Origin of the sequence: Embleya sp. NPDC008237, assembly GCF_042956465.1 — a bacterium.
GTDB lineage: Bacteria > Actinomycetota > Actinomycetes > Streptomycetales > Streptomycetaceae > Embleya.
Map to the genome: position 1 here is coordinate 171,924 of NZ_JBIBGL010000014.1, position 26,282 is coordinate 198,205.

At 72.3% G+C, this 26,282-nt stretch carries 24 protein-coding genes; 18 read left to right on the forward strand and 6 right to left on the reverse strand.

Translation table 11 applies throughout. The annotated features are described in order from the left end of the window. Window positions 1-21 precede the first annotated feature (21 nt). The 13 genes from ACFZBU_RS32610 (at window position 22) to ACFZBU_RS32670 (ending at window position 15,093) form a co-directional block, all read left to right on the forward strand. Window positions 22-1,668, forward strand: coding sequence for an AMP-binding protein (locus ACFZBU_RS32610; RefSeq protein ID WP_391587290.1), 1,647 nt, complete (start codon window positions 22-24; stop codon window positions 1,666-1,668). Window positions 1,669-2,092: 424 nt separating this feature from the next. Further along, on the forward strand, window positions 2,093-2,737 hold the full coding sequence (locus ACFZBU_RS32615; protein ID WP_391587291.1) for a DUF5819 family protein: 645 nt from the start codon (window positions 2,093-2,095) through the stop codon (window positions 2,735-2,737). Beyond that, window positions 2,724-4,019: an HTTM domain-containing protein gene (locus tag ACFZBU_RS32620; protein WP_391587292.1), complete on the forward strand. Its 1,296-nt coding sequence runs from the start codon at window positions 2,724-2,726 to the stop codon at window positions 4,017-4,019. The genes ACFZBU_RS32615 and ACFZBU_RS32620 overlap by 14 nt, the downstream gene beginning before the upstream one ends. A gap of 90 nt (window positions 4,020-4,109) precedes the next feature. Further along, window positions 4,110-4,859 carry a TrmH family RNA methyltransferase gene (locus ACFZBU_RS32625; protein WP_391587293.1) on the forward strand — a complete coding sequence of 250 codons (750 nt, stop codon included), beginning with the start codon at window positions 4,110-4,112 and terminating at the stop codon, window positions 4,857-4,859. Beyond that, a complete protein-coding gene (locus tag ACFZBU_RS32630; protein WP_391587294.1) occupies window positions 4,856-5,713 on the forward strand; it encodes an NTP transferase domain-containing protein in 858 nt (285 codons plus the stop codon). The genes ACFZBU_RS32625 and ACFZBU_RS32630 overlap by 4 nt, the downstream gene beginning before the upstream one ends. 23 nt (window positions 5,714-5,736) lie before the next feature. Next, a complete protein-coding gene (locus ACFZBU_RS32635) occupies window positions 5,737-6,927 on the forward strand; it encodes a molybdopterin molybdotransferase MoeA (protein ID WP_391587295.1) in 1,191 nt (396 codons plus the stop codon). Further along, window positions 6,924-8,072 carry a potassium channel family protein gene (locus ACFZBU_RS32640; protein WP_391587296.1) on the forward strand — a complete coding sequence of 383 codons (1,149 nt, stop codon included), beginning with the start codon at window positions 6,924-6,926 and terminating at the stop codon, window positions 8,070-8,072. Before ACFZBU_RS32635 ends, ACFZBU_RS32640 begins: the two co-directional genes overlap by 4 nt. Window positions 8,073-8,082: 10 nt before the next feature. Next, a complete protein-coding gene (locus ACFZBU_RS32645; protein ID WP_391587297.1) occupies window positions 8,083-9,063 on the forward strand; it encodes an NAD(P)H-quinone oxidoreductase in 981 nt (326 codons plus the stop codon). 175 nt (window positions 9,064-9,238) lie between these two features. Continuing rightward, on the forward strand, window positions 9,239-10,015 hold the full coding sequence (locus ACFZBU_RS32650; protein ID WP_391587298.1) for a hypothetical protein: 777 nt from the start codon (window positions 9,239-9,241) through the stop codon (window positions 10,013-10,015). Between the two features lie 144 nt (window positions 10,016-10,159). Beyond that, on the forward strand, window positions 10,160-10,972 hold the full coding sequence (locus ACFZBU_RS32655) for a hypothetical protein (protein ID WP_391587299.1): 813 nt from the start codon (window positions 10,160-10,162) through the stop codon (window positions 10,970-10,972). A gap of 261 nt (window positions 10,973-11,233) precedes the next feature. Further along, the gene (locus ACFZBU_RS32660) at window positions 11,234-11,767 is read left to right on the forward strand and encodes a bacterial proteasome activator family protein (protein WP_391587300.1); all 534 of its coding nucleotides are present in this window, start codon (window positions 11,234-11,236) and stop codon (window positions 11,765-11,767) included. Window positions 11,768-11,920: 153 nt separating this feature from the next. Then, entirely contained in the window at window positions 11,921-13,087 is a 1,167-nt protein-coding gene (locus ACFZBU_RS32665; RefSeq protein ID WP_391587301.1) for a protein kinase, read from the forward strand. 410 nt (window positions 13,088-13,497) lie between these two features. Beyond that, window positions 13,498-15,093, forward strand: coding sequence for a protein kinase (locus tag ACFZBU_RS32670; RefSeq protein WP_391587302.1), 1,596 nt, complete (start codon window positions 13,498-13,500; stop codon window positions 15,091-15,093). Window positions 15,094-15,165: 72 nt separating this feature from the next. Here ACFZBU_RS32670 and ACFZBU_RS32675 read toward each other — a convergent pair whose 3' ends face one another. The 4 genes from ACFZBU_RS32675 to ACFZBU_RS32690 all read right to left on the reverse strand — a co-directional run bounded on the left by ACFZBU_RS32675 (window position 15,166) and on the right by ACFZBU_RS32690 (window position 18,840). Beyond that, a complete protein-coding gene (locus ACFZBU_RS32675) occupies window positions 15,166-16,140 on the reverse strand; it encodes a phosphotransferase (RefSeq protein ID WP_391587303.1) in 975 nt (324 codons plus the stop codon). A gap of 169 nt (window positions 16,141-16,309) precedes the next feature. After that, a complete protein-coding gene (locus ACFZBU_RS32680) occupies window positions 16,310-17,113 on the reverse strand; it encodes an HAD family hydrolase (protein WP_391587304.1) in 804 nt (267 codons plus the stop codon). Between the two features lie 86 nt (window positions 17,114-17,199). Continuing rightward, window positions 17,200-18,087: an LLM class flavin-dependent oxidoreductase gene (locus ACFZBU_RS32685; RefSeq protein WP_391587305.1), complete on the reverse strand. Its 888-nt coding sequence runs from the start codon at window positions 18,085-18,087 to the stop codon at window positions 17,200-17,202. Between the two features lie 57 nt (window positions 18,088-18,144). Beyond that, complete coding sequence (locus ACFZBU_RS32690) at window positions 18,145-18,840, reverse strand: TetR/AcrR family transcriptional regulator (protein ID WP_391587306.1); 696 nt, start codon at window positions 18,838-18,840, stop codon at window positions 18,145-18,147. Between the two features lie 181 nt (window positions 18,841-19,021). Between ACFZBU_RS32690 and ACFZBU_RS32695 the strand changes: the two genes are divergently transcribed. The 5 genes from ACFZBU_RS32695 to ACFZBU_RS32715 all read left to right on the forward strand — a co-directional run bounded on the left by ACFZBU_RS32695 (window position 19,022) and on the right by ACFZBU_RS32715 (window position 24,018). Next, window positions 19,022-20,416, forward strand: a complete 1,395-nt coding sequence (locus ACFZBU_RS32695; RefSeq protein ID WP_391587409.1) for an MFS transporter — start codon at window positions 19,022-19,024, stop codon at window positions 20,414-20,416. A gap of 103 nt (window positions 20,417-20,519) precedes the next feature. Beyond that, window positions 20,520-21,338, forward strand: a complete 819-nt coding sequence (locus tag ACFZBU_RS32700; protein ID WP_391587307.1) for an alpha/beta hydrolase fold domain-containing protein — start codon at window positions 20,520-20,522, stop codon at window positions 21,336-21,338. Continuing rightward, window positions 21,335-21,838, forward strand: coding sequence for a hypothetical protein (locus tag ACFZBU_RS32705; protein WP_391587308.1), 504 nt, complete (start codon window positions 21,335-21,337; stop codon window positions 21,836-21,838). Before ACFZBU_RS32700 ends, ACFZBU_RS32705 begins: the two co-directional genes overlap by 4 nt. Before the next feature lie 93 nt (window positions 21,839-21,931). Beyond that, window positions 21,932-22,762 (forward strand): FadR/GntR family transcriptional regulator, encoded by an 831-nt coding sequence (locus tag ACFZBU_RS32710; protein WP_391587309.1) that lies wholly within the window; start codon window positions 21,932-21,934, stop codon window positions 22,760-22,762. Beyond that, entirely contained in the window at window positions 22,759-24,018 is a 1,260-nt protein-coding gene (locus ACFZBU_RS32715; protein ID WP_391587310.1) for a CynX/NimT family MFS transporter, read from the forward strand. The genes ACFZBU_RS32710 and ACFZBU_RS32715 overlap by 4 nt, the downstream gene beginning before the upstream one ends. Window positions 24,019-24,151: 133 nt before the next feature. Here ACFZBU_RS32715 and ACFZBU_RS32720 read toward each other — a convergent pair whose 3' ends face one another. Further along, complete coding sequence (locus tag ACFZBU_RS32720; RefSeq protein ID WP_391587311.1) at window positions 24,152-24,949, reverse strand: Cof-type HAD-IIB family hydrolase; 798 nt, start codon at window positions 24,947-24,949, stop codon at window positions 24,152-24,154. After that, window positions 24,946-26,223 (reverse strand): serine--tRNA ligase, encoded by a 1,278-nt coding sequence (gene serS, locus ACFZBU_RS32725; protein WP_391587312.1) that lies wholly within the window; start codon window positions 26,221-26,223, stop codon window positions 24,946-24,948. Before serS ends, ACFZBU_RS32720 begins: the two co-directional genes overlap by 4 nt. Between the last annotated feature and the right edge of the window lie 59 nt (window positions 26,224-26,282).

Consider the following 26,282-nt stretch of genomic DNA (forward strand, 5'->3'; position numbering starts at 1 on the left):
ATCTCGGTGAGGGAGTGCGGCATGGTGACGATCGCGGAACTCGTCCATCACCAGTGGGGCGACCAACGGACCGGGCTGTACTTCGAGGATCGGACCTGGACGCACCACGAACTCGCCCGAGCCGCCGCCGCCCGGGCGGCGCTGCTCACCGACCTGCTCCCGAGCGGGGCCGAGCCGCACGTGGGCGTCCTGCTCGACAACGTGCCTGAGTTCCCGCACTGGCTCTCCGGCGCGGCGGTGGCGGGCGCCACCCTCGTGGGGGTGAACTCCACGCGGCGCGGCGCGGAACTGGCGCGCGATATCACGCACGCCGAGTGCCGGGTGATCGTCACCGAGCGCGCCCACCTGCCCCTGCTCGAAGGGCTCGACCTGGGGATCCCGGCGGAGCGGATCCTGGTGGTCGACGATCCCGCGTACGACGACCTGCTGCGCCCGTACGAGGACGCCGCGCTGCCCGCCCTGGTCGCGGATCCCGCCGATCGCCTGCTGATCGTGTTCACCTCCGGGTCCACCGGCGCGCCCAAGGGCGTGGTCTGCTCGCAGGGCCGGTTGGCCGGTGCCGGGACCGTGTTGTCCGAGCAGTTCGGCTTCGGGCCGGACGACGTCAACTACATCTGCATGCCGATGTTCCACGGCAACGCGTTGATGGCCAACTGGTCGCCGGCGCTGCGGGCGGGCGGTGCGGTCGCGTTGCGCCGGCGGTTCTCGGCGTCCGCGTTCCTGCCCGACATCCGCCGCTACAACGCGTCCTACTTCACCTACGTGGGCCGGGCGATCTCCTATCTGCTGGCCACCCCGGAGCGGCCGGACGACCGGGACAACCCGCTGCGCGCCGGGTTCGGCACCGAGGCGGGTGCGGTGGACATGGCGCGCTTCGAGGCCCGGTTCGGGTGCGCGCTGACCGAGGGGTACGGCTCCTCGGAGGGCGGCATGAGCGTCAACTGGCGGCCCGGTACGCCCGCGGGCGCCGTCGGGCCGTGTCCCGAGCACGGCGCGGTGCTCGATCCGGCGACCGGCCTGGAGTGCGCCCGGGCCGAGTTCGACGCGGCGGGTCGACTCGTCAACGGGGACGCGGCGATCGGGGAGCTGGTCAACACCGGGCGCAACGGGTTCGAGGGGTACTGGCGCAACGAGGAGGCGTCGGCGGCCCGGGCGCGCGACGGGCAGTACTGGACGGGCGACCACTTCTACCGGGACGCGGCCGGATACCTCTACTTCGCCGCCCGCGCCGACGACAAGTTGCGGGTGGACGGAGAGAACCTGGCGGTGGCCGGCATCGAGGGCATCCTCGCCCGCTTCGCGCCGTTCGAGGTCGTGGTCGTGTACGGGGTTCCGGACCCGGTGACCGGGGACCAGGTGATGGCGTGCGTGCAGGTGCGCGAGGGCGCGGAGTTCGACCCGGGGGAGTTCGCCGCCTTCATGGCCGAGCAGCCGGACCTGGGCACCAAGATGGCGCCGATGTTCGTGCGGGTGGTGGACGAGGTGCCGACCACCGCGACCAACAAGGTGCACAAGGTCGGCCTGCGGCGGGCGGGCTTCCGGGCGGCGGGGCAGGTGTGGTGGCGGCCCGAGCGGGGCGCGGCGTACCGGCTGCTCGACGACGCGGGGCGGGAGGAACTGCTCGGCCGCTACCGGGCGCACGACCGCGAGGGCGTGCTGGACCTGTGAGCAGGTGAGCCGACGAGTCGGCCGTGAGGGGTGCGACCCCGGCCCGGTATGCCCGCACCCCCGTGCCGGACATCGTCGTCGGGCCGGGGTCGCACCGGCGCCCAGAGTAGAACACGTTCTATGGTCACGGAAACCGTCTCGACCGAGTGGTTGGCAACGGTTTCGGTACGACCGGCGGATCGGACCCGGTAGCGTGCCGGCAGCACGGGTCCGGACCGGTGGGCCCATCGACCACGGGAGAGGCATGCAGTCGCCTGACGACGCGACGCCCGGGCAACCGGCGGATCGGTCGAAGCCCGGACTCGAGGCGGGTGCGGCGGCGGTGGGCACCTCGACCGCCGACACGACGACGGACCCGGGCCCGGCGCCGGATCCGGACCGGCCGCCGGCTCGGATCCCGGCACAGGCGGGGGAACGCGCCCCCGTGGACACACCGATCGAGACGGCGGTGCCCTCGGACGAACAGCGCTCGACCGCGGTGCGTTCGATCTCCGCGCTGTTCGCCGTGCTCGCGATCCTGGTGACCCTGGTTCACGTGTTCTTCGTCTTCCTGCACGTCGCGCCGAGCAACACGCTGAGCCAGGAGTACCGCAAACCGACCGGCACCTGGATCTACCCGTACTTCGAGCAGAACTGGGCGCTGTTCGCGCCCAATCCGATGTCGGAGAACTTCCGCCTCCAGGCCCAGTCGCGGATACGCGGCGCGGACGGCAGCGTCGTCGAGTCCGACTGGTCCGACCTGACCGGAAACGACCTGGAGCACATCCGGGGCAACCCCTATCCCAGCAAGGCCGACCAGAACATGATCCGACGCGCGTGGTCGAGCTATGCCGACGCGCACGAGGCCAAGGACGAGTCGGCGATCGGCACGCGCGGCCCGCTGACCCAGCGCTACCTGCGCCGAATCGTGGTGCACCGCTTCCAGGACGCGGGAGCCGACCGCAGACTCGAATCCGTCCGGATCCGGGTCGCGACCACGCCGATCGGCAAGCCGGACGCGAAGGTCGGGCCGGAAACCTCGTACCGCACGCTCGGCTGGTGGGAGACGAAGCCCGATGACTTCCGCTGAGCCGCAGCCGCGCGGCGCGGCAAGTGCGTACCGCCGGGTCGAGGACGCCGTCGGCGGATGGCTGGTGCACGCCCTCGACACCGTCAGCACCCGGACCTTCGCCGTGCACCAGGCGGCCCTGCTGCGGATCGGCTACGGCCTGGTCTTCCTGGTCGGCCTGATCCGCGAGTACTTCAACCGCCGGGAGATCTGGGGCGACCAGTCGGCCTGGTCGCCGGACATGGCCCGGGAGTTGCTGGGCGGCATCGGCGGGGTGAGCCTGCTCCTGGAGAGCGACTCGCGGATGTGGTTCGAAGGCGTCTACATCGCGGCGATCGTGATCAGCGCGCTGTTCGTGCTCGGATGGCACACCCGGGCGATGAGCATCCTGTTCGCGATCATGGTCGTGTCCTTCAACAGCCGGTCCATCCTGATGACCGACGGTGGCGACACCGTCCTGCTGCTGATGTCGATCTACCTCGCCTTCACCGCCTGCGGACGGGTCTGGTCGCTGGACGCGCGCCGGGCCAGGCGCACCGGGATCCGCCCCGGCACCGGACCCGGACACGAGATCGGCGTGCTGGTCGCGCTGATCGCGATGGTCGCGCTCGGCACCACCTGTCGAGGCGACTCGTGGGCCTTGGACCCGGAGTTCTCCTTCGCGTTCGTCTGCCGCTGGATCTGGATCCCCGGGATCGCGATCGCCTTCGGCGCGCTGTGGCGGCTGCCCCGCCAGGTCGAGCAGGTACGGGCCGGCCTGGTGACCGCCGTGCACAACTGCGCGCTGTTCGTGATCGCCGCCGAGGTCTGCTTCATCTACGGCGCGGCCGGGCTGTACAAGGTGCAGGGCTCGTACTGGCAGGACGGCACGGCGATGCACTACGTGCTCAACCTGGAGTACTTCGCGCCGTGGCCCGGGCTCAGCCACATGCTCGGCGAGAACGCCGAGATGGGCGTGCTGATCAGCTACCTCACGGTGTTCATCCAGGTCGGCTTCGTGTTCATGCTGTTCGCCAAGCGGGTCAAGTACGTCGCGATCGTGATCCTGCTCGGCATGCACTTCGGCATCGCGATCATGCTGGGCCTGCCCGCGTTCTCCGCGTCCATGTCCGTGGGCGACGCGCTGTTCCTGCCCACCGCGTTCCTGATCTGGACCCGATCGCGAGTACTCACCCGGCTGACGGCTCGGCTGCGCCGCGGACGGGCCGCGGCGAAACCGGCGCCGCTGGTCGACACGGAGCCGGCCGCGCCGGATACGTCCGACGGACTCGAAGGAGTGGCCTCGGCGTCGAGCCGGGCCTGATCCGATCGTGCCCGGAGGGTCCCGGTGCCGGGCGGCGCACGCTGCCGCCGCGCGTCCGGGACCCGGTTCGACAGGTCCTACGCTGCTGCCATGAACCCCCAGGAGACGCAGACCCTCGCACTGTGGCGGGCCGCCTCGCCCGGGGCGGTGCTGCTCGACGGCTTCCACGCGGTCAAGCACGCGGTGCGGTTCGGCGCCGAGATCGAACTCGTGGTGACCACCGACCGGGCGGCCGTCGTCGCCCTGGCCGACGAACTCGCGGCCGACGTGGGCGACTACCTGGAGGAGACGGCGCACGAGGTGTCCGAGCCGTTCCTGCGCGAACTGGTCCCGCGCGGCAGCCCGACCGGGGTGGTGGCACTGGCCGGTCGCCCCGAGCCCGAGCCGGGACGGGCCCGCAGCGCGCCGATCGTGCTCCTGGAGAACCCGCGCAACCTGGGCAACGTCGGGGCGGTGGTGCGGCTGGCCGCCGGATTCGGCGTCGCCGCCGTGCTGACCACCGGCGACCTGGACCCGTGGCACCCCAACGTGGTCCGCGGCAGTGCGGGGCTGCACTTCGCGACCACGGTCGCCCGGGTGGCTTCTCCGCACGCGCTGCCGGCCGGACCGGTCTTCGTGCTCGATCCCGAGGGCGCGGACCTGCGCGACATCGAGATCCCGGACGACGCGATCCTGGCGTTCGGCACCGAGCGACACGGCGTCTCGGCGGCGCTGCGCGAGCGCGCCGACCGGCTCGTGGCCATCCCGATGCGGCCGAAGGTGTCCAGCTACAACCTCGCGACCAGCGTCGCCATGACGCTCTTCCGCTGGTCCACGACCTCCGCGAACGCACCGACGTGAGCGGCTACGACGCGGTCGTCCTGGCCGGCGGCGCGGCCCGCCGGCTGGCCGGCGCCGACAAGCCGGGCCTGCTCGTGGCGGGCGTCTCGCTGCTCGACCGGGTGCTCACCGCGCTGGCCGGGGCCGAGCGGATCGTGGTCGCCGGGCCGCGCCGGGCCACCGGGCGCGAGGTGGTGTGGGTGCGCGAGGATCCGCCCGGCGGCGGCCCGGTGGCCGCGCTGGCCGCCGCACTGCCGCTGGTCCGGGCCGAGGTGGTCGTGCTGCTCGCCGCGGATCTGCCGTTCGTGCCCGCCGAGTTGATCGAGCGCCTGGTGGCCGCGCTGGACCGGGAGCCCGGTCCAGCCGGCGCGGTCGCGGTCGATGCCGACGGGCGCGATCAGATCCTGCTCGGCGCCTATCGCACCGCCGCGCTCCGGGCCGGCGTCGCGGCCCTGGCCGAACCGGCCGGGGCGGCGCTGCGCCGGGTGGTCGAGCCGCTCGCGCCGCGCCGGATCCGGGCCGACCCCGACGCCGTGTTCGACTGCGACACCTGGGCCGATGTGCGCGACGCGCGAGCACGGTCGGGGAGGATGGACACAGCCCCCAAGAGGAGAGACATGACTGGCTTGGAAGAGTGGACCGAAGCGGTCAAGCAGGAACTGGGCATCGAGCTGGACGTGGACATCGCGGCGCTGCTGGACATGACCCGGGTGGCGGCGCACAACGTACAGCGACCGGCCGCGCCGCTCACCTCCTTCCTGGTCGGTTACGCGGCGGCGAGTCGGGGCGGCGGCGCGGCGGCGGTGGCCGAGGCACTGCGCCAGGCACAGGACCTCGCCGAGCGTCGCGGCACGGGCTCCGAGCCGGGCGCCTGATGATCTCTCGGGAGAGTCGGACCATGGCGCGTTCCGAGCCGCACCCGCAGCAGGTACCGGGCTGGCCCGAGGCCCGGGCCACCGCACGCGCGGCCGGACGACCGCTGCCTGCCGTCTCGCGCACGCTGCACCACGCGCGCGATCACGTACTGGCCCGGCCCATCGTCGCGCTCACCGATCTGCCCTCCTTCGACACCTCGGCGATGGACGGGTGGGCGGTTGCCGGCCCCGGGCCGTGGCGGGTGCGCGGGCGGCTGCTCGCGGGCGACGCGGGCGCGGAGATCGGCGTGATGCGCGACGGGGACGCGGTCGAGATCGCCACCGGCGCGCGGGTCCCGCACGGGGCCACCGCCGTGCTGCGCAGCGAACAGAGCCGGGTCGAGGGCCGCACGCTGTTCGCCGACGTGCACATCCAGCAGGGCACCGACATCCGCGCGTGCGGTCAGGAGTGCCGGCGCGGCGACGAACTGTTGCCGGCCGGCACCACGGTCACCCCCGGGGTCACCGGGCTGGCCGCCGCCTCCGGCTACGACGAACTCGTGGTGGTCGACCGGCCGCGGGTGGAACTCCTGGTGTTGGGCGACGAGTTGCTCGATGCCGGGCTGCCGAGGGACGGCCGGATCCGGGACGCGCTCGGCCCGCTGATCACGCCGTGGCTGCGTACCCTCGGCGCCGACCTGCTGCGGGTTCGCCGGGTCGGGGACAACCTGGACACGCTGCGCGGACACGTGAGCGCATCCCGCGCCGACGTGGTGATCACCACCGGCGGCACCGCCGACGGCCCGCGCGATCACGTGCACCGGCTGCTCGCCGATCTGGAGGCGGACATCCTGGTGGACGGCGTCGCGGTTCGGCCCGGGCATCCGATGTTGCTCGCCCACCTGCCCGGCGAGCGCCCCGGCGCGGGCCGCTACCTGGTCGGCCTGCCCGGCAACCCGCTGGCCGCGGTGGCCGGCATGCTCACCCTCGCGGTGCCGCTGCTGCGCCGGCTCTCCGGGCGCCCGGAACCGCGCCCGCGCCGGATCAGGGTCGGCGTCGACATCGCCGGCCACCCGTGCGACACCCGCCTGGTGCCGATGCGCGGGGATCGCCCGCTGGCCTTCTCCGGCCCGGCGATGCTGCGCGGACTCGCGATCGCCGACGGCATCGCGGTGGTGCCGCCCGGCGGCGCGCGTGCGGGCGAGCGGGTCGAGGTGCTCGGGGCACCGCGATGAAGACCGTGCGCTTTCCCGACGACCGGCCGGCCGATCGCCGCGGGCCGCGCGGCGCGCTCGCCCGGCCGCTGCCGGCGCTGAAGAAGCGCACCGACGAACCGGCGGGCCTGGCCGGACAGGCGGGCGCGACCGTACACATCCCCAAGGACCGTCCCGGTCCGCTGATGCAGGTGTTGCGCCGGTTCGGGATGGCGCTGCTGGTCCTGGCGGTCACCATCCTGGTGGTCTACCTCGATCGGGACGGCTACCGCGACGCCGTGGACGAGCGGGTCTCGCTGCTCGACGCGGTCTACTACGCGACGGTCACCCTGTCCACGACCGGCTACGGCGACGTCACCCCCGCCAGTGACGGCGCCCGTCTGGTGAACGTCGTCCTGATCACCCCGCTGCGGGTGATCTTCCTGATCATCCTGGTCGGCACGACCCTCGAGGTGCTCACCGAGCGCACGCGGGAGCAGTTGCGGCTCAACCGTTGGAGGTCCACGTTGCGCGACCACACGATCCTGGTCGGCTACGGCACGACCGGGTACAGCGCGGTGCACACGCTGATGGCACAGGGGATCTCGCGGGAGAACATCGTCATCGTCGACTCCGACCCCGAGGCGGTCACCGAGGCGAGCGACGACGACAAGCTCGTGGTGGTCTCCGGCGACGCGACCCGGGCGGAGGTGCTGCGCCGGGCCGAGGTGGAGCGGGCGCGGAACATCATCGTCTCGGTCAACCGGGACGACACCGCGGCCCTGGTCACGCTGACCGCGCGGCAGTTGAACCGGCGGGCCTGGATCGTGGTGGCGGTGCGCGAGGACGAGAACGCGCCGCTGATCCGGCAGAGCGGAGCCGACTCGGTGGTCACCACCGCGAGCGCGGCGGGCCGGCTGCTCGGGGTCTCCCTGCTCAGCCCGAACGTCGGCGAGGTGATGGAGGACCTCATGCACTACGGCGAGGGCATGGACCTGGTCGAGCGGCCGATCGACAAGCGCGAGGCGGGCAAGTCGCCGGGCGAGTGCGGCGATCTGGTGGTGGCCGTGGTGCGCGGACACCGTACGTTGCGGCACGATGACCCCGAGGCAGCGGTGCTCGGGGCGGGCGACCGACTCGTGGTGATCAAAACACACAAACCGCAGCCGAAGACGGGCGACTCATAGGCTGGATGCCATGTACGCGATCACGATTGCCGAGCCGGGCGGACCCGAGGTACTGACCTGGACCGAGGTCCCGGACGAGAAACCCGAACCCGGCGAGGTGCTGGTGGAGGTGGCCGCGTCGGCGGTCAATCGGGCCGACCTGTTGCAGCGCCAGGGGTTCTACCATCCACCCGCGGGCGCGTCCGCCCATCCCGGTCTGGAGGCGTCCGGCCGGATCGTCGAGGTCGGCGCGGGAGTGTCCGGCTGGGCGGTCGGCGACGAGGTGTGTGCGCTGCTCGCGGGCGGCGGGTACGCCGAGCGGGTCCGGGTGCCCACCGGCCAACTGCTGCCCGTGCCCGAAGGGGTCGACCTGGTCTCGGCCGCGGCACTGCCCGAGGTGGTGTGCACGGTCTGGTCGAACGTGTTCATGGTCGCCCATCTGCGCAAGGGCGAGACCTTCCTGGTGCACGGCGGCTCCAGCGGCATCGGCACGATGGCGATCCAGTTGGCCTCGGCCGCGGGTGCCCGGGTGTTCGCCACCGCGGGATCGGCGGCCAAGTTGGCCCGCTGCCGCGAACTGGGCGCCGACGTCACGATCAACTATCGGGACGAGGACTTCGTCGCCCGGGTCCGCGAGGCCACCGACGGGGCCGGGGTGGACGTGATCCTGGACAACATGGGCGCCAAGTACCTCGATCGCAACGTGGACGCGCTCGCGGTCAACGGCCGGCTCGTGGTGATCGGTCTCCAGGGTGGTGCCCGCGGCGAACTGGACCTCAACAAGCTGCTGACGAAGCGGGCCGCGATCGCCGCGACCTCGCTGCGCGGCCGCCCGACGACGGAGAAGTCCGCGATCGTGGCGGCCGTACGCGAGCACGTGTGGCCGCTCCTGGACGCGGGCCGGATCCGGCCGATCATCGATCGGGTGCTGCCGGTGGCCGACGCGGCCGAGGCGCACCGCGTGGTCGAGGCGAGCGGGCACATCGGCAAGGTGCTGCTGAAGGTGCGCTGACCCGGCGGGCGCGGGCCGTCGGGGTGTCGCGGGCCGGGCGAGACGGCGCCGCCGGGTGGGTGCCGGTGCGGCGGTCGGGCCGGCCTGCCGCCGGACGAATGAAAATCGGATGACCATCCCGGTGCGGCGAATGTCGTTGGATGGGTCTTTTGTCGATTTTCCTTAGTCTGGCGGCATGCCTACCCCCGGCGGCTTCGCACGTCGATTGGCTGCCGGGTGTGTGCTCGCGGCGGCCCTCGCCCTTTCCGGTGCCCCGGCCCTGACCGATGCGCTCGCCGGCGCACCGGCGCTTCCCGGTGCCGCGGCGCCGGCTGCCGTCCCGGTCCGCGCGAGCGCGGCGTCCGCTCCCCCGCCCGCCCCGATCGGCGGGTCGCCGCCGGCGAGCACCCCGACCGGCGACCCGGACTCGGCCGCCTCCCCACGCGGTCGGGCGCCGGCCGCGGCCGAACTGCACCCCGATCCACCGGTACACGGGCACGCGCCGGCCGAGCCCACCGGACCGCCGAAGCCGGCCCCGGTCACGGACCCGCCGACGCAACAGGAGTGGGATCGATTGCTGGACCGGCTGGCCGCACACGGCGCCCGTCCGCTGACCGACGAGTCGGGCCGGGCGGTGCTCGACGTCGAGCACGAACTCCTGCTCACCGGAGGCACCGACGGCCTGAACGAGCTTCGCTCCTGGGGGGCGGAGATCACCGAGGACGATCGGCCCGGGGTGTACGCCGTGCGCTCCGGCGGGCGAATCGTCGCACGCTATCTGATCGAGTCCGACCCGAACGCCTCCACCGACGCCTCCGCTCCTGTCACCCCTCCGGCCTTCGATGCGCCGCCCACGCTGCCCAGAACCGGTCCATCCGTTGTGAATTTGACTCCGATCGCCCTCGGAGGAGCCGGTATCGTCTGCGCCGGTGGACTGCTTGTCCGGTGTTTTCCGGCATCACGACAACGCTGAGAGTCGCGACGGGCGTCGGTCCCGCCGGGCAGACTGTGTGTCTGGCGCATCGCGGATGAAGGGTGCAGGCTCGTCGAGGATGCGGATCGTGATACGGCGGTACCTTCCGGAAACGTCCGACCGGTGGTGGGGGAAGGAGGCGTGATGTGGTCGATCGGCGGGTTTCACAGGCGGATACCGCTGGGCCCGACGATCATCGCGCTGACCCTCATCACGCTGCTCGTGCTCACGAACGTCTGCGGCTCCGGCCCCGGAATGCAGGCTCGTCACAACGGAGCCGGCCCCTCACCCGCGGACATCCCACCGCAACTGCCCGCCCAGGACCAGAGCATCGAGGCGACCCCGGGGCCCTCCGGCGCCGCGCCCACGCCCGGCGGATCGCCGACCGCGAACGGGCAGTCCGTCCCGGTGCCGACGGTCACCGTGACCGAGACGGTGACCGCACCGCCGGGGAACGCTCCGGCCTCGGGCGATCGGCCGGGAGATCCGCCCGCCACCCGGGCTCCCGGCGGGCAGCCCGGCGGCTCCGGTGGCACCACCACGACGGCCGGCCCCGGCGGCGCCTCGCCGACCACTCCGCCGCCGCTGGGCCAGCGGTTCCGGGTGAGCGACCTGCGGCTCGGCGCCGACCGGGCGAACGGCTCCTGGGTGCGCTGCAACGGGATCGACCAGGTGGAGTTCCTCGGCACCGTGGTCGTGGACGGGCCGGGCCCCGGTGACGTGATCTTCCAGTGGGTATCCGATGTGCCGTTCACGATGACACCGGACATCCTGCACTTCACCGGTAGCGGCCCGCGTCAGCAGACCATTCCGATCCCCTGGCGCATCCCGCCGCAACTCTTCGGCGAGGTGAGCGGGGTCGTGCAGTTGCTGATCCTCCAACCGGTCGCCAACGCACAGACCGAGCGGTACACGTTCAATTTCAACTGCCGCAACGGGATTTCCAACGACCGTTGACGACTGGCCCGTTCGCCGGCTGATCCGGGCCCTTCCGTAGGTCCTTCCAGCGTGTGCCGGTCCGCCGAACTCGGCCCGGTCGCGTGTTGCCGGGGTAGCCGGCCGCATGCCCCGAACCGGTGATTCCGTGGTCGCAACCGGGCCTCGCGCCGATCAGGGCTGCCGATCCTCGCGGCCCTGCTCGCGGCGCTTTCGACACGATCTCGCGCAGTGGTGCGCGGCAGGACGGCATAACCTCTCGGCGCTCCTAGGATGAGATGCATGGATACGCCGAACAACGAAGCGAATGGTGAGAACCCGCAGGTGGTGATCGTCGGGCCGGATGGCATGGCGCTCGGTGGCGGCCTCGGTGAAGAGGGCGGTGAACTCGCGGTGACCGACATGGTCGAACAGCCCGCGAAGGTCATGCGCATCGGCAGCATGATCAAGCAGCTGCTGGAGGAGGTGCGCGCGGCTCCTCTCGACGAGGCGAGCCGGGTGCGACTCAAGGAGATCCACGCCAGCTCGATCAAGGAACTGGAGAAGGGGCTCGCCCCGGAACTGGTCGAGGAGCTGGAGCGGCTCTCGCTCCCGTTCACACACGACTCGGTGCCCAGCGAATCCGAACTGCGGATCGCGCAGGCGCAGCTGGTGGGTTGGCTGGAGGGCCTGTTCCACGGCATCCAGACCGCGTTGTTCGCACAGCAGATGGCGGCGCGCGCACAGCTGGAGACGATGCGTCGGGCCCTTCCGCCGGGCGTGGTCCCCGGCGCGCAGGGCGAGCCGCCGCACACCCAGTCGGGTCCCTACCTCTAGCGTTCCGGTAGGGACGGTGCCGGTTGGCGCCGACCCGCTGCGCTCTCGTCGTGTCTCTGACAGGCTGTCGGCGATGCGACGGGAGCGCTTTCGGGTAGGTCGACGCGCACCGAGGTCGTGCGCGAGTGGTGCAGCGTGGAGGGCGGCCTGAGGGTGACCGTTTCGGGGGACCCGGCTCGGGCGAACGGGCGTGTCTTCGGCGGCGGGCGGTATCGCACCGGGCGCCGGATCGGCGGCGGTGGCATGGCCGTGGTGCACGAGGCGCACGACCTGATGCTCGATCGCATCGTCGCGGTCAAGCGGCTGCGCAGCGACCTGGCCGAGGACACCATCGCGCGTTCGCGGTTCGCCCGCGAGGCCGAGCACGCCGCCGCGCTGAACCACCCCACGATCGTCTCCGTTTTCGACACCGGTGCCGACCCCGGCGAGGACGGCGTGCTGGTGCCGTGGATCGTGATGGAGCTGATTCGGGGGTTGACCCTGCGCGACCTGCTGGAGGCACACGGCCCGGTGCCGTGGCCGCGTGCCCTGGCGATCACCGCGAAGGTGTTGGACGCGCTGGAGTACAGCCACGACCGCGGCCTGGTGCACCGCGACATCAAGCCGGTCAACGTGATGATCACGCCGAGCGGCGAGGTCAAGGTGATGGACTTCGGCATCGCCCGCGCGCTGTTCATCACCGACGGTGCGCTCACCGACCCCGGTCGGATCATGGGCACCCCGCAGTACTTCTCGCCGGAGCAGGCGTTCGGACACCCCGCGTCCACCCGCAGCGACCTGTACTCGGTGGGCTGCCTGCTGCACGAACTGCTGGTCGGCGTGCCGCCGTTCGACGGCGGTACGGCCGTGCACATCGCCTACCGGCACATGCGCGAGGAGCCGACCCCGCCGTCCGCGTACCGGCCCGACGTGCCCGCCGCGGTGGACGATCTGGTGCTGCACGCGCTGCGCAAGGATCCGCATCTGCGCTTCGACACCGCCGGGCGAATGCGCGAGTCGGTGCGCCGGATCCTGCCCGAGGACGTGTGGGACTCGGTCCTGTACGGCGCCGGCGTCCCGGCATCGCCGGCCGGATCGCCGGGCCCGGCGATGGCGGTGGGGCCGATGGGACAGCCGGGACCGGTGGGCCGGCGTCCGCAGCGCCCACCCGGTGGTCCGCCGTGGGCGCGGGTGATGTCCGGGTTCGGGCCCAGGGCCCGCTCGGCGGGCGCACACAGCGCGCCGGGCGCGTACGGCCGCAGGAGCGGCGCGGGCGCGGCGTTCGCGGCGACGGTCCTGGGCGTCCTGGCCGTGCTCGCATCGATCCTGATGTTGCGCTGAACCGGATCCGCCGCAGACGGGCCGGCCGGATCTCGCGGTGTGTGCCGGCACGCCCGGGGAAGGCATCGGCCGGGGATCCGGAATCCCGTTACGATGGGCTCTTCACCCGGGAGTACCGCTGATCCCGGTATCGTTTCGGGACTTGAAGCGAGGATGCACCACATTTCATCTGCACTTCGGCGCGGGCTCACGCCCGGACGCCACGTGAGGGGACTGTCGAGGATGATCGCCGAGTCCCCGGCCACAACCCTGACGCCCGAATCGGCGTGCCTTTGTGGCCGGCTGATCGTTGGAACCGTCGTGCTCCCCCGCTCCCGTGGTGTTTTCCGCTCCGACCTGCTCGCGGCGGACTCCACCGCCCCAGTTCGGCGGCCCCGGGCGGGCCGCCCCGACGTGCAGGGCGAGGAGCGATGACCCCGCCGCAGGGACCGGACGACCGTGAGGCGTCCGGCACACAGGTGAAGACGGTCGGATCCGGCCGCTACGAGCTCGGTCGCCAGCTCGGTCGTGGCGGCATGGCCGAGGTGTTGATGGCCCACGACGTACGGCTGGGCCGTACCGTCGCGGTCAAGACGCTGCGCCCGGACCTCGCGCAGGACCCGGTGGCCCGCTCCCGGTTCGGCCGCGAGGCGCAGAACGCGGCGTCGCTCAACCACCCCGCGATCGTGTCGGTCTACGACACGGGCGAGGACCAGGTCGGCGACGAGCTGGTGCCGTTCATCGTGATGGAGTGCGTCGAGGGTCGGACGGTGCGGGAACTGCTCGGCGAGGGCAACCCCATACCGCTGGAGCAGGCGCTTCGGGTCACCGAGGGGATCCTGGAGGCGCTGGAGTACAGCCACCGGCACGGCATCATCCACCGCGACATCAAGCCCGCGAACGTGATCATCACCAACTCGGGCGCGGTCAAGGTGATGGACTTCGGCATCGCCCGCGCGATGCACAGCGCGGCGACCACGATGACCCAGACCGGCATGGTCATGGGCACGCCGCAGTACCTGTCGCCGGAGCAGGCCCTGGGCCGGACCGTGGACGCGCGCAGCGACCTGTACTCCAGCGGTTGCCTGCTCTACGAACTGCTCGCGCTGCGTCCGCCGTTCAACGGTGACACGCCGCTGTCGGTGGTGTACCAGCACGTCCAGGACGACCCGCGGCCGCCGTCGATGATGGATCCGCGGGTGCCCCCGCACCTGGACGCGATCGCGTTGAAGGCGCTGGCGAAGAACCCCGACGACCGGTACCAGACCGCCGACGAGATGCGCATGGACATCCGCCGTGCGCTGGCCGGTCAGCCGGTCTCGGTCGCGGTTCCGCCGCGGGTGCCGACCCAGCAGGGGCAGCGGCCCGAGTTCGGTTCGTGGAGCCAGGTCGCCGCCGGTACGGCCGCGGCCTCGGCGCACACCGGCTCGGCCGAGGCCACCGCGGCGATGCCGCCGCTCGCGGGTGGCACCGGCACCGGGGCGGCGGCGCCCGGGCAGGGCGCCAACGACGGCGGCACCGGCCCGTTGCCGATCCTGCCGCAGGAGCCGCCGCACAAGCGCAGGGTGCCGCTCTACCTGATGGCCGCGATCGCGGTGATCCTGGTCGCGGTCGGAGCGGTGTTCCTGGTCAAGGGGATGCAGAAGGACGACGACAGTCCGACGACGACGGACAAGAATCCGGTTGCGCCGGTGACCAACGACGGTGGCGCACAACCCGGGGTGAGCAACCAGCCCATTCCGAGCGGCAAGGCGACGGCGACTACGATCCCGTCCAACTCGACGCCGACGTGGCGTGGTGGGTCATCGGCGACCGCCAACAACACGCGGGACCCGGGCGGGACGAGTTCGGGCCAGTCGCACGCGCCGAGCTCGCCCCCGCCGACCAAGCCGCCCGAGACGTCGCGGGCGACCAACCCGGCCACCACGCAGCCGGGTACGACCAAGGGCGGCGGCGAGACGAAGCCGGCGGACCCGGTCGGCGGCGGCGCGGGCAATCCGGGCGGCGGCAGCGGCACGACGCCCTGATCCGAGGATGCGGGAAACCCGTGTGCGCCACGATCCGTGGCGCACGCGGGTTTTCGCGTACCGGGGCCGGGTTCAGCCCAGGAACGCCTTCAGGACCTCGTCGTAGGCCATCGTCCACCACACGATCAGCGCGGCGGAGGCGGGGAACAGCGGGGCACACCGCGGGTCGTGTTCGAGGTAGTGCCGGGTGAGCATCCAGAAGTCGTTCAGCCGTTCCCACCACAGTCGGTGCACGGCGGCGGCGAGTTGGGTGGGTCCCGGATCGACCACACCGCGGTACCCGGCCACGAAGCCGCGCACCCGATCGAGGTCGAGGGTGCCCGAGATCGGGTCGGTGAAGAAGATCAGGGCGGCCCGGACGAGTTCCTCGGTGTCGGGCAGTGCGGCGAGCCGGTCCCAGTCGATGATCGCCACCGGCTCGTTGCCCCGGTACAGCAGGTTCAGCGGGTGGAAGTCGCCGTGCACGTAGCCGGTCCGCGGCGCCTCGTGGTCGCGTGGTCGCCGGTGCGCGTGCCGCAGGAGCATCGCGCGTCGTTCGATCAGGCGCAGTTCGGCGAGCCGGTCGAACGCGTCGGTCTCGGCTCGGGCCCGGATCCGAGTGAGCAGGCGTTCGACGGTGGCCAACGATTCGTGCGGGTCGGCCGTGGGCACCAGCAGCGGCTGCTGCACGGGCGGGAGCAGCTTCGGCAACGTCACGTGCACGCCGCCGAGCAGCGCGCCCACCCGGGCACAACCGCGCGGGTCGAGATCGGTGCCGCGTCGGTGGATGCCGTCCACCCAGGGATACAGCGCGAACCAGCGGCCGCGCGAGGTGAACACGGTGCGCCCGCGCCGGTCCGCCACCGGCGGGATCGCGGGTATCCCGCAGCCGGCGAGCCGTTGGGTGATGCGGTGCTGGAAGCGGATGGTGTCGGGTCGTTGGTCCAGATAGTGCTTGAGAAACCAGCGTCCCCTGGTGGTGACGACCTCGTAACCTCGGTTGAGGAGGCCCTCGGCGATGGGCCGGAACGAGAGAGCCTTGCCGACCCGGTAGCGGTCGATCGTCACAGCCAGTGGGGACCCTGGCCGAGAGGGGGAGTACACGGCGTCAATCTATGTCACGTAAAGCAATAGAGTGACTACTCTGTGCAACCTTCACGCGTACGCGTGTCTTTGATGTCACGCGTTCGGGGAGGCGGCTGGTGCGTACACCGATACCGGCCGGTGTCGGCCCGGCTCAACCGAACAACTTTTCCAGCACCTGGGCGACGCCGTCCTCCTGATTGCTCCCGGTATGCCGGGCCACCGCGGCCAGCACGTCGGGGTGCGCGTTGGCCACCGCGTACGCCTGTCCGGCCCAGGCCAACAGTGGCAGATCGTTGGGCATGTCGCCGAACGCCACCACGTCCTCGGTGCGGATGCCGCGCTGCGCGCAGAACCAGGCCAGGGTGCTGGCCTTGCTGATCCCCAGCGCGCTGATCTCCACCAGGGCGATCGCGGACGAGTGGGTGAACTCCGCGTACGCACCGGCCCGGTCGCGGGCCAGCGCGAGGAAGACGTCCGGGTCCAGGCTGTGGTGCCGGGCGAGCAACTTGAGCACCGGACCCGTGAGCAGTTCCTCGACCGGGCCGACCGCGTGCACGATCGACACGTCGCGCTCCAGCGCGGGGTAGTCCGGCTCGTGCATGAAGCCGGTCTCGGTCTCCACCGCGAAGGACACGTCCGGCACCGCCTCGCGGAGCAACCGGGTGACCTTGCGGGCCGCGGTCACATCCATCGTGTGGGTGCCCACCACACGCTCGGCCCGCAGGTCGTACACGACCGCGCCGTTGCCGCAGATGGCCAGGCCGTGGTGGCCGGTGACCTCGGCGACGCGGCTCATCCAGCGCGGCGGCCGGCCGGTCACGAAGACCACCTCCGCGCCGGCCGCCTCGACGAGTTCCAGTGCGGCGAGGGTGCGTGCGGAGATGGACCCGTCGTCGCGCACGATGGTGCCGTCGAGGTCGGTGGCCACTAGGCGTGGGCGATTCGTGATCGTCACGGGTACATCCTCGCTCAGAAACGATCCGCCGAGTCCGCGGGGCCGGGCCGAGCGCTCGGCCCGGCCGGCGGGCCGGGCCGGATCGCTCAGTCGAGTTGGCGCAGCCCCTCGGTCGCGATGCGCTCGAAGACCGCCTGGTCGGCGGCGAAGACCGAATCGGGCACCGGCCAGTGCAGCACCAGTTCGGTGATGCCCAACTCGCGGTAGCGGCCCGCGTAGTCGACGAACGCGTCCAGCGAATCCAGCGGTCGCTCCGCGGTCGAGCCCTGGAGCAGGACCTTCGCCAACTCCTCGGGCTTGCGGCCCTCGGCCGCGCAGATGTCGGAGAGCCGTGCGAGCTGTTCGGCGATCACGGCCGGGCAGTCCCGGGCCGCGGTGGTCTTGGCATCGCGGGGGTCGCCGTAGGTGATCCAGCCCTCGCCGTGCCGCGCGGTCAGCCGCATGCCGCGGGGACCGGTGGCCGCGATGTACATCGGCACCCGGGGCCGCTGCCGGCCGCCCGGGATCATCCGCACGTCGTTCGCGGTGTAGTAGGTGCCCTCCTGGGTCACCGCCGGTTCGCTGAGCAACCGGTCCAGCAGCGGGACGAACTCGGCGAGCCGGTCGGCCCGCTCGCGCGGGGACCACGGCTGCCCGCCCAGGGCGGTGGCGTCGAAGCCGGTGCCGCCGGCGCCGATGCCCGCGATCAACCGACCACAGGAGATGTCGTCGATGGCGGCGAGGTCCTTGGCGAGGGTGACCGGGTGCCGGAAGTTGGGCGAGGTGACCATCGTGCCCAGGCGCAGCCGCTCGGTGGCCGTGGCGGCCGCGGTGAGGGTGGGCACCGCGCCGAACCACGGACGTTCGCGGAAGCTGCGCCAGGACAGGTGGTCGTAGGTGTACGCGGCGTGAAAGCCGAGGTCTTCGGCCCGACGCCACACCTTCCGGCCCTCGGTCCAGCGGTGGATCGGGAGGATCACAGTGCTCAAACGCATCAGTCGACCATACGTGCCCGGGCACGGCGCTCCCGAGGACGGTTCGGCACGGCTCGGTCAGCGCACGTACGCCCCGGCCCGGGCCGCCGCGGCGGCGGCCGTCGCGGCGCGCTCCGCACTCGCCTCGTCCAGCGGATCGCCGCTCGCCAGCAGTCGGTAGTACAGCGGCGCCGACACCGCCCGGATCACCTCGTGCGGGTCCGTTCCCGCGGGCACCTCGCCGCGGGCGATCGCCGCCTCCACGCACGGCGCCCACTCCTTGATCCGGGTCGCGTAGAACGTGTGCAGCGCGGCGGAGGTACGGGGGTCGCAGGTCGCGGCCGCGATCACCGCCTTGAACAGCGCGCCCTGCCGCTCGTCGGTGAGCGTGCGGCGCACCAGGTGTGCGTTGGCCCGCAGATCGCCGAGCAGCGATCCGGTCTCGGTGCGCGACACCGAACTCTCGGCCATGTCCGCCAGCAGGTCGGCGACGAGTGCGGTGGTGCTGCCCCAGCGCCGGTAGACGGTGGTCTTGCCGACCTCGGCGCGCTGCGCGACGTCGGCCAGGTCCAGGCCGGCGAAGCCGTGCCGGGCGAGCGCGTCCCCGGCCGCGCGCAGCACCGCCTCGCGGACCCGGGCGGTGCGCCCGCCGGGGCGGACCGTGCCGGGGTCGGCCGGGCCGTCGACCGGCTCCGGGGCGTGCCCGGGGGTGTGCTCCGCGATGTGCTCGGCAGGGCCGGGAGCGGGATCGCCGGCGGGACCGTCCGACATCATAACGGGACTCCTGTTCCATTAAGTCGATCCAGCGTGTTACCTTCGAGCATCTTAACGGGAAAGCAGACCCGTTAGAGCACCTCGGGAGAGTCAGATGTCCACGCTCGAGCACGGCACCCGCCCCCTCGCGTCCCCACCCGCCGCTCCGCCCGCCGCCCCGTCCGTACCGACCGGGCATCGGATGACCGGTCGGCAGAAGCTGATCCTCACCCTCCTCCTGGGCGCCCAGTTCATGATCGCGGTGGACTTCTCGATTCTGAACGTCGCACTGCCCGTGGTCGGCGAGGGCCTCGGCTTCTCGCTGAACAACCTGCAGTGGGTGGCCACCGCCTTCGCGCTCACCGCCGCCGGCTTCACCCTGCTCTTCGGCCGGATCGCGGATCTGTTCGGCCGCAAGCGACTGTTCCTGGGCGGCATGGCCCTGCTCGGCGCCTCCTCCGCGCTCGGCGGCTTCGCCACGTCGCCCGAGATGTTGCTGACCGCCCGGGTGCTCCAGGGGCTGGCGACCGCGGCGGTGACCCCGGCCGGCCTGTCGCTGCTGACCACCGCGTTCAAGGAGGGCCCGCTGCGGGACAGGGCGCTGGGCCTGAACGGCGCGCTGATGTCGGCCGGCTTCACCGCAGGCGCGGTGCTGGGCGGCCTGCTCACCGACATGTTGTCCTGGCGCTGGGCCTTCTTCGTCAACGTGCCCGTGGCCGCGCTGGTGCTGATCCTGGCGCCGTCCGTGATCACCGACGCCCGGCCGGCCCACCGGCCCCGGCTCGACGTGCCCGGTGCGGTCGCGGTCACCGGCGGCCTGCTGGCCCTGGTCTTCGGCCTGACCCGGGCCGGCGCCGAGGGCTGGGGCGAACCCGCCACCCTCGGCGCGCTGGTCGCCGGCGCCGTGCTCCTGGTCGCCTTCTGGTTCATCGAGCAGCGCTCCGCATCGCCGCTGGTCCCGGTCGGCATCATGAAGCGCCGCTCGGTGCTCTGGGGCAACGTGTCCGGCCTGATCGCGTTCGTCACCGAGACCTCGCTGGTCTTCCTGCTCACGCTCTACCTCCAGGAGGTCCTGGACTACTCGCCGCTGGCCACGGGGCTCGCGTTCGGCGTGCTGGGCATCGGCACGGTCCTCGGCGGCACCCTCGGCGGCCGGGCGGTGAGCCGGTTCGGCACCCGCACCACGATCGTCGCGGGCGGTGTCGTCCAGGCCCTGGCCACCCTGTCGCTGGTCGCCCTCGGCAGCTCCGGCGACTGGATTTGGCTGTTGCTCGCGGCGACCTTCGTCGGCGGTGTGGGCAACATGCTGATGATCGTGGGCTTCATGGTCACCGCGACCTCCGGCCTGCCGGACGCCGAGCAGGGGCTGGCCACCGGTCTGGCCACGATGACCCAGCAGGTGGGCATCACGATGGGCATCCCGATCATGAGCGCGATCGCCACCGCGCGGATGAGCTCGCTCGGCAGCACCGGGCCCGACGCGGTCCTGTCCGGAGTCGCCGTGGCGATCCTGGTCGACTCGGCCCTGGTCCTGCTCGGCGCGCTGCTGGCGGGCCTGTTCCTGGCCCCGCGGCGGACCGGGCGGACGACGACCTGAGCGCCGCCCGACGGCGGCTGCCGGCGGGCCGCCGACAGCCCGGCGGGCGACGGCCCGAGCCGTCCGCGATCGATCGACGACGAGCAGACCGAGGAGATCCGTCATGACCGCGATCGACACCACCTTCGACACCCTGCCGCCGTCGATCACCATTCCCGGTGCCGACCACGACGTCCCGGTCCGGATCTTCGCCGGCGGCCCCGGCTCGGCCGGCCTCCTGGTCTGGGCGCACGGCGGGAGTTGGCGCTCGGGGGCCACCGCGGGCTGGGCGCCGGCGCTGACCCACCTGGCCCGGATCGGCTCGACCACGGTGGTCGGCGTCGACTACCGGTTGGCCCCCGAAGACCCGCACCCCGCCGCCCTGCTCGACGTGCTCACCGTGCTGGACTGGGCCCGGGACCGGGCCGGCGCCGAGCCGATCTCGGTCGGCGGGGACAGCGCGGGCGCCACGATCGCCGCGTCCGCCGCCCTGGCCCGGCGCGATCCGGACCGCCCGCTCACCGCGCAGGTGCTCGCCTATCCGCCGATCGATCCCGGCCGCCGGGCCGAGTCCTACCGCAGTCGACCGGGGGCCTTCCCGTCCCGGGCCGCGCTGGGCTCGGCCTGGCGGGCGTACCGGGGGCAGGCGCCCATCCACCCGGCCGCCGTCGGTGTGCGCCCCCTGTACAGCACCCCGGACGAGGCCGCCGACCTCGCCGGAGCCGCCCCCGCGATCGTCGCGGTCGGCTCGCTCGACCCGGTCGTGGACGACGTCCGCGCCTACGCCGGGCGGCTGCGCGCCGCCGGTGTCCCGGTCGACTGGCACGAACCCGCCGGCACCGGGCACGGCGCCTTCCTGACCGACCCGACCTTCCGGCACCGGCTGGGCACCGCGTACGCGGCGGCCCGGCGCGGTGCCCGACCCACCCGGAGGATGCGATGAGCACCAACGCCCTGCTTCGACACTTCGCCGACCTGCGCGACGGCACCCACGGCGACGCGGTCTCCCGACCGGACCGGGAAGAGCTGTTCCGCGCGGCCGTCGTGCTGCTCGATCCGTACGCCCACCGGGCGCTCGCGGACCTGGACACCGATCTGCTGCTGGGCACCGGCGAATACACCGCCACCGGCGTGCGACGCACCCGCGACGGCGGTCTGGAGGCCGTCTGGACGCTGTCCTGGCCGCGGCAGCGGGCGGCCGGCATCGCACCGATCATCCTGCGGGCGACCTACGGCGCCGGCTTCCACCACCCGCACCTGCGCGGCGGAACGGTCGGCGAATGGCCGCTGAACGTGTTCACCCCCGAGCAGGCCGCCGAGGAATTGCCCACGCTGCGCGCGATCGCCGCCGCCGACCTGCACAACCTGGTCTTCCTGCGGGACTTCCGGATCGTTCCGGCGACGACGGCCCGCAGCCGAGAGCACGGTGAACACCCCGGCTGAGGGGTCGTGGGTGCCGGCGTTTGCCCACCGATCGCGTGCATCGTGCAGCTACTTGTAGGATGACTGGGCAACCCCACGAATTCGGGAGAGTCCATGTCGCTCCAGGCAGCCGGTAGACGTTCCCTCGTCGACGATGCGATCGACCAGCTTCGCGCCCAACTGACCGCCGGCACCTGGCCGATCGGCGCCCGCATTCCCAGTGAGAGCGTGATCGCCGAACGGCTCCGGGTCGGCCGGAACACCGTGCGCGAGGCCATCCGCGTGCTCGTGCACGCCGGGATGCTGGAGTCGCGCCAGGGCGACGGGACCTACGTACGCTCCATCACCGACCCCGGCGACCTGGTCCGCCGGATCGAGCACGCCGACCTGCGGGACATCTTCGAGATGCGCCGCGCACTGGACGTGGAGGCCGCCCGGCTCGCCGCCCAGCGCCGCGACGCCGAGGACCTGGACCGGATCCGCCGCGCGCTGATCCGCCGCGGCGCGGCCGACGGCAGCGCGGACAGCCCCGAGCCGCACCACTTCGACCGGGGCGAGCCGGCCGAGGGCGAGCTGGACGACCTGGTCGAACAGGACGTGGCCTTCCACACCGCGATCGCCATCGCGTCGCACAACTCGGCGATGGTCTCCACCTACCGCTGGTTCAGCGACTCGTTGTGGCGCAGCATCCGCACGGTGGTCGGCGACGGCACCCTCCCGGACGCGTCGCACGCCCTGCACGTGGCGCTGGCCGACGCGATCGAGGCGGGCGATCCGGACGCGGCCGAGCGGGCCGTGCGACGAATCCTCGAACCCGCCGTGATCGCCCTCGACGCGCTGCTGCACGACCCGACGGAGCACGGGTCGACGGAGCACGGCCCCACGAAGCACCGGCCGACGGAGCACCACCCGACGGAGCACGAACCGATGGAGCACGACGCATGAGCACGACCGAGCTGCGCATACCCCCGACCGGCGGGACGGCCCGCGGCACCGCGCGGGCGACCGGCGGCGCGCTGCTGCTCGCCGGCATCGTGCTGATCGCGCTCAACATGCGGGCCGGACTCTCCAGCGTGTCCCCGCTCGTGGGCGAACTGCGCGACGTGTTCCACCTGTCCGCGACCTCCGGCAGCCTGATCACCGCGATACCGGTGCTGTTCCTGGGGCTGATCTCGCCGCTCGCGCCGATCGCGGCACGCCGGCACGGCACCGAACTCGTGCTGCTCGGCGCGCTGATCGTGATCGGCGTCGGGATCCTGCTGCGGACGATTGCGGACCTGACCGCGTTGTTCGCGGGCGGCGCGCTCGTCGGTGCCGGGATCGCGGTGCTGAACGTGCTGATGCCGGGCGTGGTCAAGCGCGAGTTCCCGCATCGGGCGGCGGCGATGATCGGCGTGTACAGCGCCGCCATGGTGTTCGGCGCCGCGGTCTCGGCGGGCGCGACGGTGCCGCTGGAGAACGCGATGGGGCACGGCTGGCAGCCGGCGCTCGGCATCTGGGCGCTGCTCGCGTTCGCGGCGGTGGCGGTCTGGCTGCCGCACGTGCGCCGTCGGCGGGGGACCGTCGCAGCGGCGATGCCGCACGTGCCCGGCCTGTGGAAGTCGCCGCCGGCCTGGCTGGTCACCGGGTTCATGGGCCTGCAGTCGCTGCTGTTCTACGTACTGCTCGCCTGGATGCCGACCATCCTCACCGACAACGGGATGAGCAAGGGCACCGCGGCGACGATCTTCGCGTTCAACACGTTCGTCCAGATCCCGGCCTCGCTCGCGGGGTCGATCATCGCCGGCCGGATGCGGAACCAGAGCCCGCTGGTGTTCGGCTCGGTCGGCCTGATCGCGACCGGCTACGTGGGGCTGATGGTGGCGCCCACGGGCGGGGCGTGGGTGTGGGCGGTGCTCCTGGGGCTCGGACAGGGCGGTGCGGTGTCGCTCGCGCTGACCCTGATCGTGCTGCGCTCGCCGGATCCGAACACCGCCGCGCAGTTGTCCGGGATGGCGCAGGCGGTCGGCTACGTGTTCGCCGCGTTCGGGCCGTTGGCCGCCGGTGCGCTCCACCAGGCCACGGACGGGTGGACGGTGCCGATCGTGCTGATGCTGGTGTTGTCCGCCTGTGCGCTCGCCTGCGGGGTGGGTGCGTCGCGGCCGGTGCACGTACGCGTGACGCGGGAGGTTGTTGCGCCCGCCCGCCCACCCGTTACGTGAGGTGGGGTTGCTGCGGATTCGGGCATCGGGGCGGGTGATCGGGGCCTCGCGGCCAGGCGACGGGCACGGGTTGTGCGGCCGGCGCCGACATCCGTTCGGATCTCCGGTTCGGTTTTCGGTTCGGATCTCCGGTTCAGATGTCGGGGAACAGGCGTTCCAGGACCACCGCGACGCCGTCGTCCATGTTGGACAGGGTCACCTCGTCCGCGACGGCGAGCAGTTCGGCGTGCGCGTTGGCCATGGCCACGCCGTGGGCGGCCCACTTGAACATGGTGACGTCGTTGGGCATGTCGCCGAACGCGATGGTGTCGGCGGCCTTGACGCCCAGCTTGCGCGCGGCCAGGGACAGGCCGATCGCCTTGCTCAGGCCCGGCGGCAGCAGTTCGACGATGCCCGTCCCGGCATGCGTGACGTCCACCAGACCGGTGCAGATCTTGCGCGCGCACGCGGTCAGCCGGTCGTCGTCGTAGTCGGCGTGGTACAGGTAGAGCTTGAGGATCGGCTCCGACCACAGCTCGTCGCGGTCCCGGACCACGTGTACCGGCAACACCGACTCGTACCGGTAGCCGCGCTCCACGACGACCTCGCCGGCCAGCCCGTCCCGGCTGACCGCGAACCGTACGTCGCCCAGTTCCTCGGTCAGCCGCTCGGTGGCCAACCTGGCCAACCCTCGGTCCAGCGTGACCGACGTGAGCAGCCGCTGCTCGCCCGCGTGGTAGACCTGCGCGCCCTGTCCGCACACCGCGAGCCCCCGGTAGCCGAGCGCCTCGAACACCGGACGCGTCCAGGCCACCGCGCGACCGGTCACTATCACGTGCTTCGCACCGGCCGCGGTGACCCGGGCCAGCGCCGCACGGTTGCGCGCCGAGATGGTGTGGTCCGCGCGCAGGAGCGTGCCGTCCAGGTCGGTGGCGACCAGGGAGAAGGTCACGCCTGCACCGGTTCCAGCACCTCACGGCCGCCGAGGAAGGGACGCAGCGCCTGCGGGACGACCACCGAGCCGTCCGACTGCTGGTGGTTCTCCAGGATCGCCACGATCGTGCGCGGCACCGCGCACAGCGTGCCGTTGAGCGTGGCCAGCGGACGGGTGCCCTGCTCGTCGCGCATCCGCACGTGGAGCCGGCGGGCCTGGAACTCGGTGCAGTTCGAGGTCGAGGTGACCTCGCGATACTTGCCCTGCGTCGGGATCCACGCCTCGATGTCGAACTTGCGCGCGGCCGAGGCGCCCAGGTCGCCGGAGGCGACGTCGATCACCCGGTAGGGGAGTTCGAGCCGGTTCAGGAACTCCTTCTCCCACGCCACCAGGCGCCGGTGCTCGGCCTCGGCCTCCTCCGGCGCGACGAAGCAGAACATCTCCACCTTGTCGAACTGGTGCACGCGGATGATGCCGCGCGTGTCCTTGCCGTACGTGCCCGCCTCGCGGCGGAAACACGGCGAGAAGCCGGCGTAGCGCAGCGGCAGTTCGGCGGCCGGGATGATCTCGTCCATGTGGTACGCCGCGAGCGGGACCTCGGCCGTGCCCACGAGGTAGTAGTCGTCCGCTTCGAGGTGGAACACGTTCTCCGCGGCCTGGCCGAGGAAGCCGGTGCCCTCCATCGCGTGCGGGCGCACCAGGGCGGGCGTCAACATCGGCGTGAAGCCGGCCTCGGTCGCCTGCGCGATCGCCATGTTGACCAGCGCGAGTTCGAGCAGCGCACCGATGCCGGTCAGGTAGTAGAAGCGCGATCCGGACACCTTCGCGGCCCGCTCGACGTCGATCGCCTTGAGGATCCGGCCCAGCTCGACGTGGTCGCGCGGCTCGAAGCCCTCGGCCGCGAAGTCGCGCGGGGTGCCGATCTCCTCGAGTGTGACGAAGTCCTCTTCGCCACCCACCGGCGCGTCCGGGTCGATCAGGTTGGCCAGCGCCTTGAGCAGCCGATCGGTCTCCACCTTGGCCTCGGCCTGCTCGGCGTCGGCGGTCTTGACCTCGGCGGCCAGCGTCTGGGCCCGGGTCAGCAGTTCCTGTCGCTCGTCGCCCTTGGCCTTGGAGACCTGCTTGCCGATCGACTTCTGCTCGTTGCGCAGCGCGTCGAACCGGGAGCCGGACGAGCGGCGGAGCTCGTCCGCCGCGAGCAGCGCATCGACGATGGTCTCGTCCTCGCCGCGGGCGCGCTGCGAAGCGCGGACACGGTCGGGATCCTCACGGAGCAGTCGCAGGTCGATCACGACCAAAGACTACCGGGGCCCCGCCAACGGATTTCGCGAGTGCGGCGAACCCGACGGCA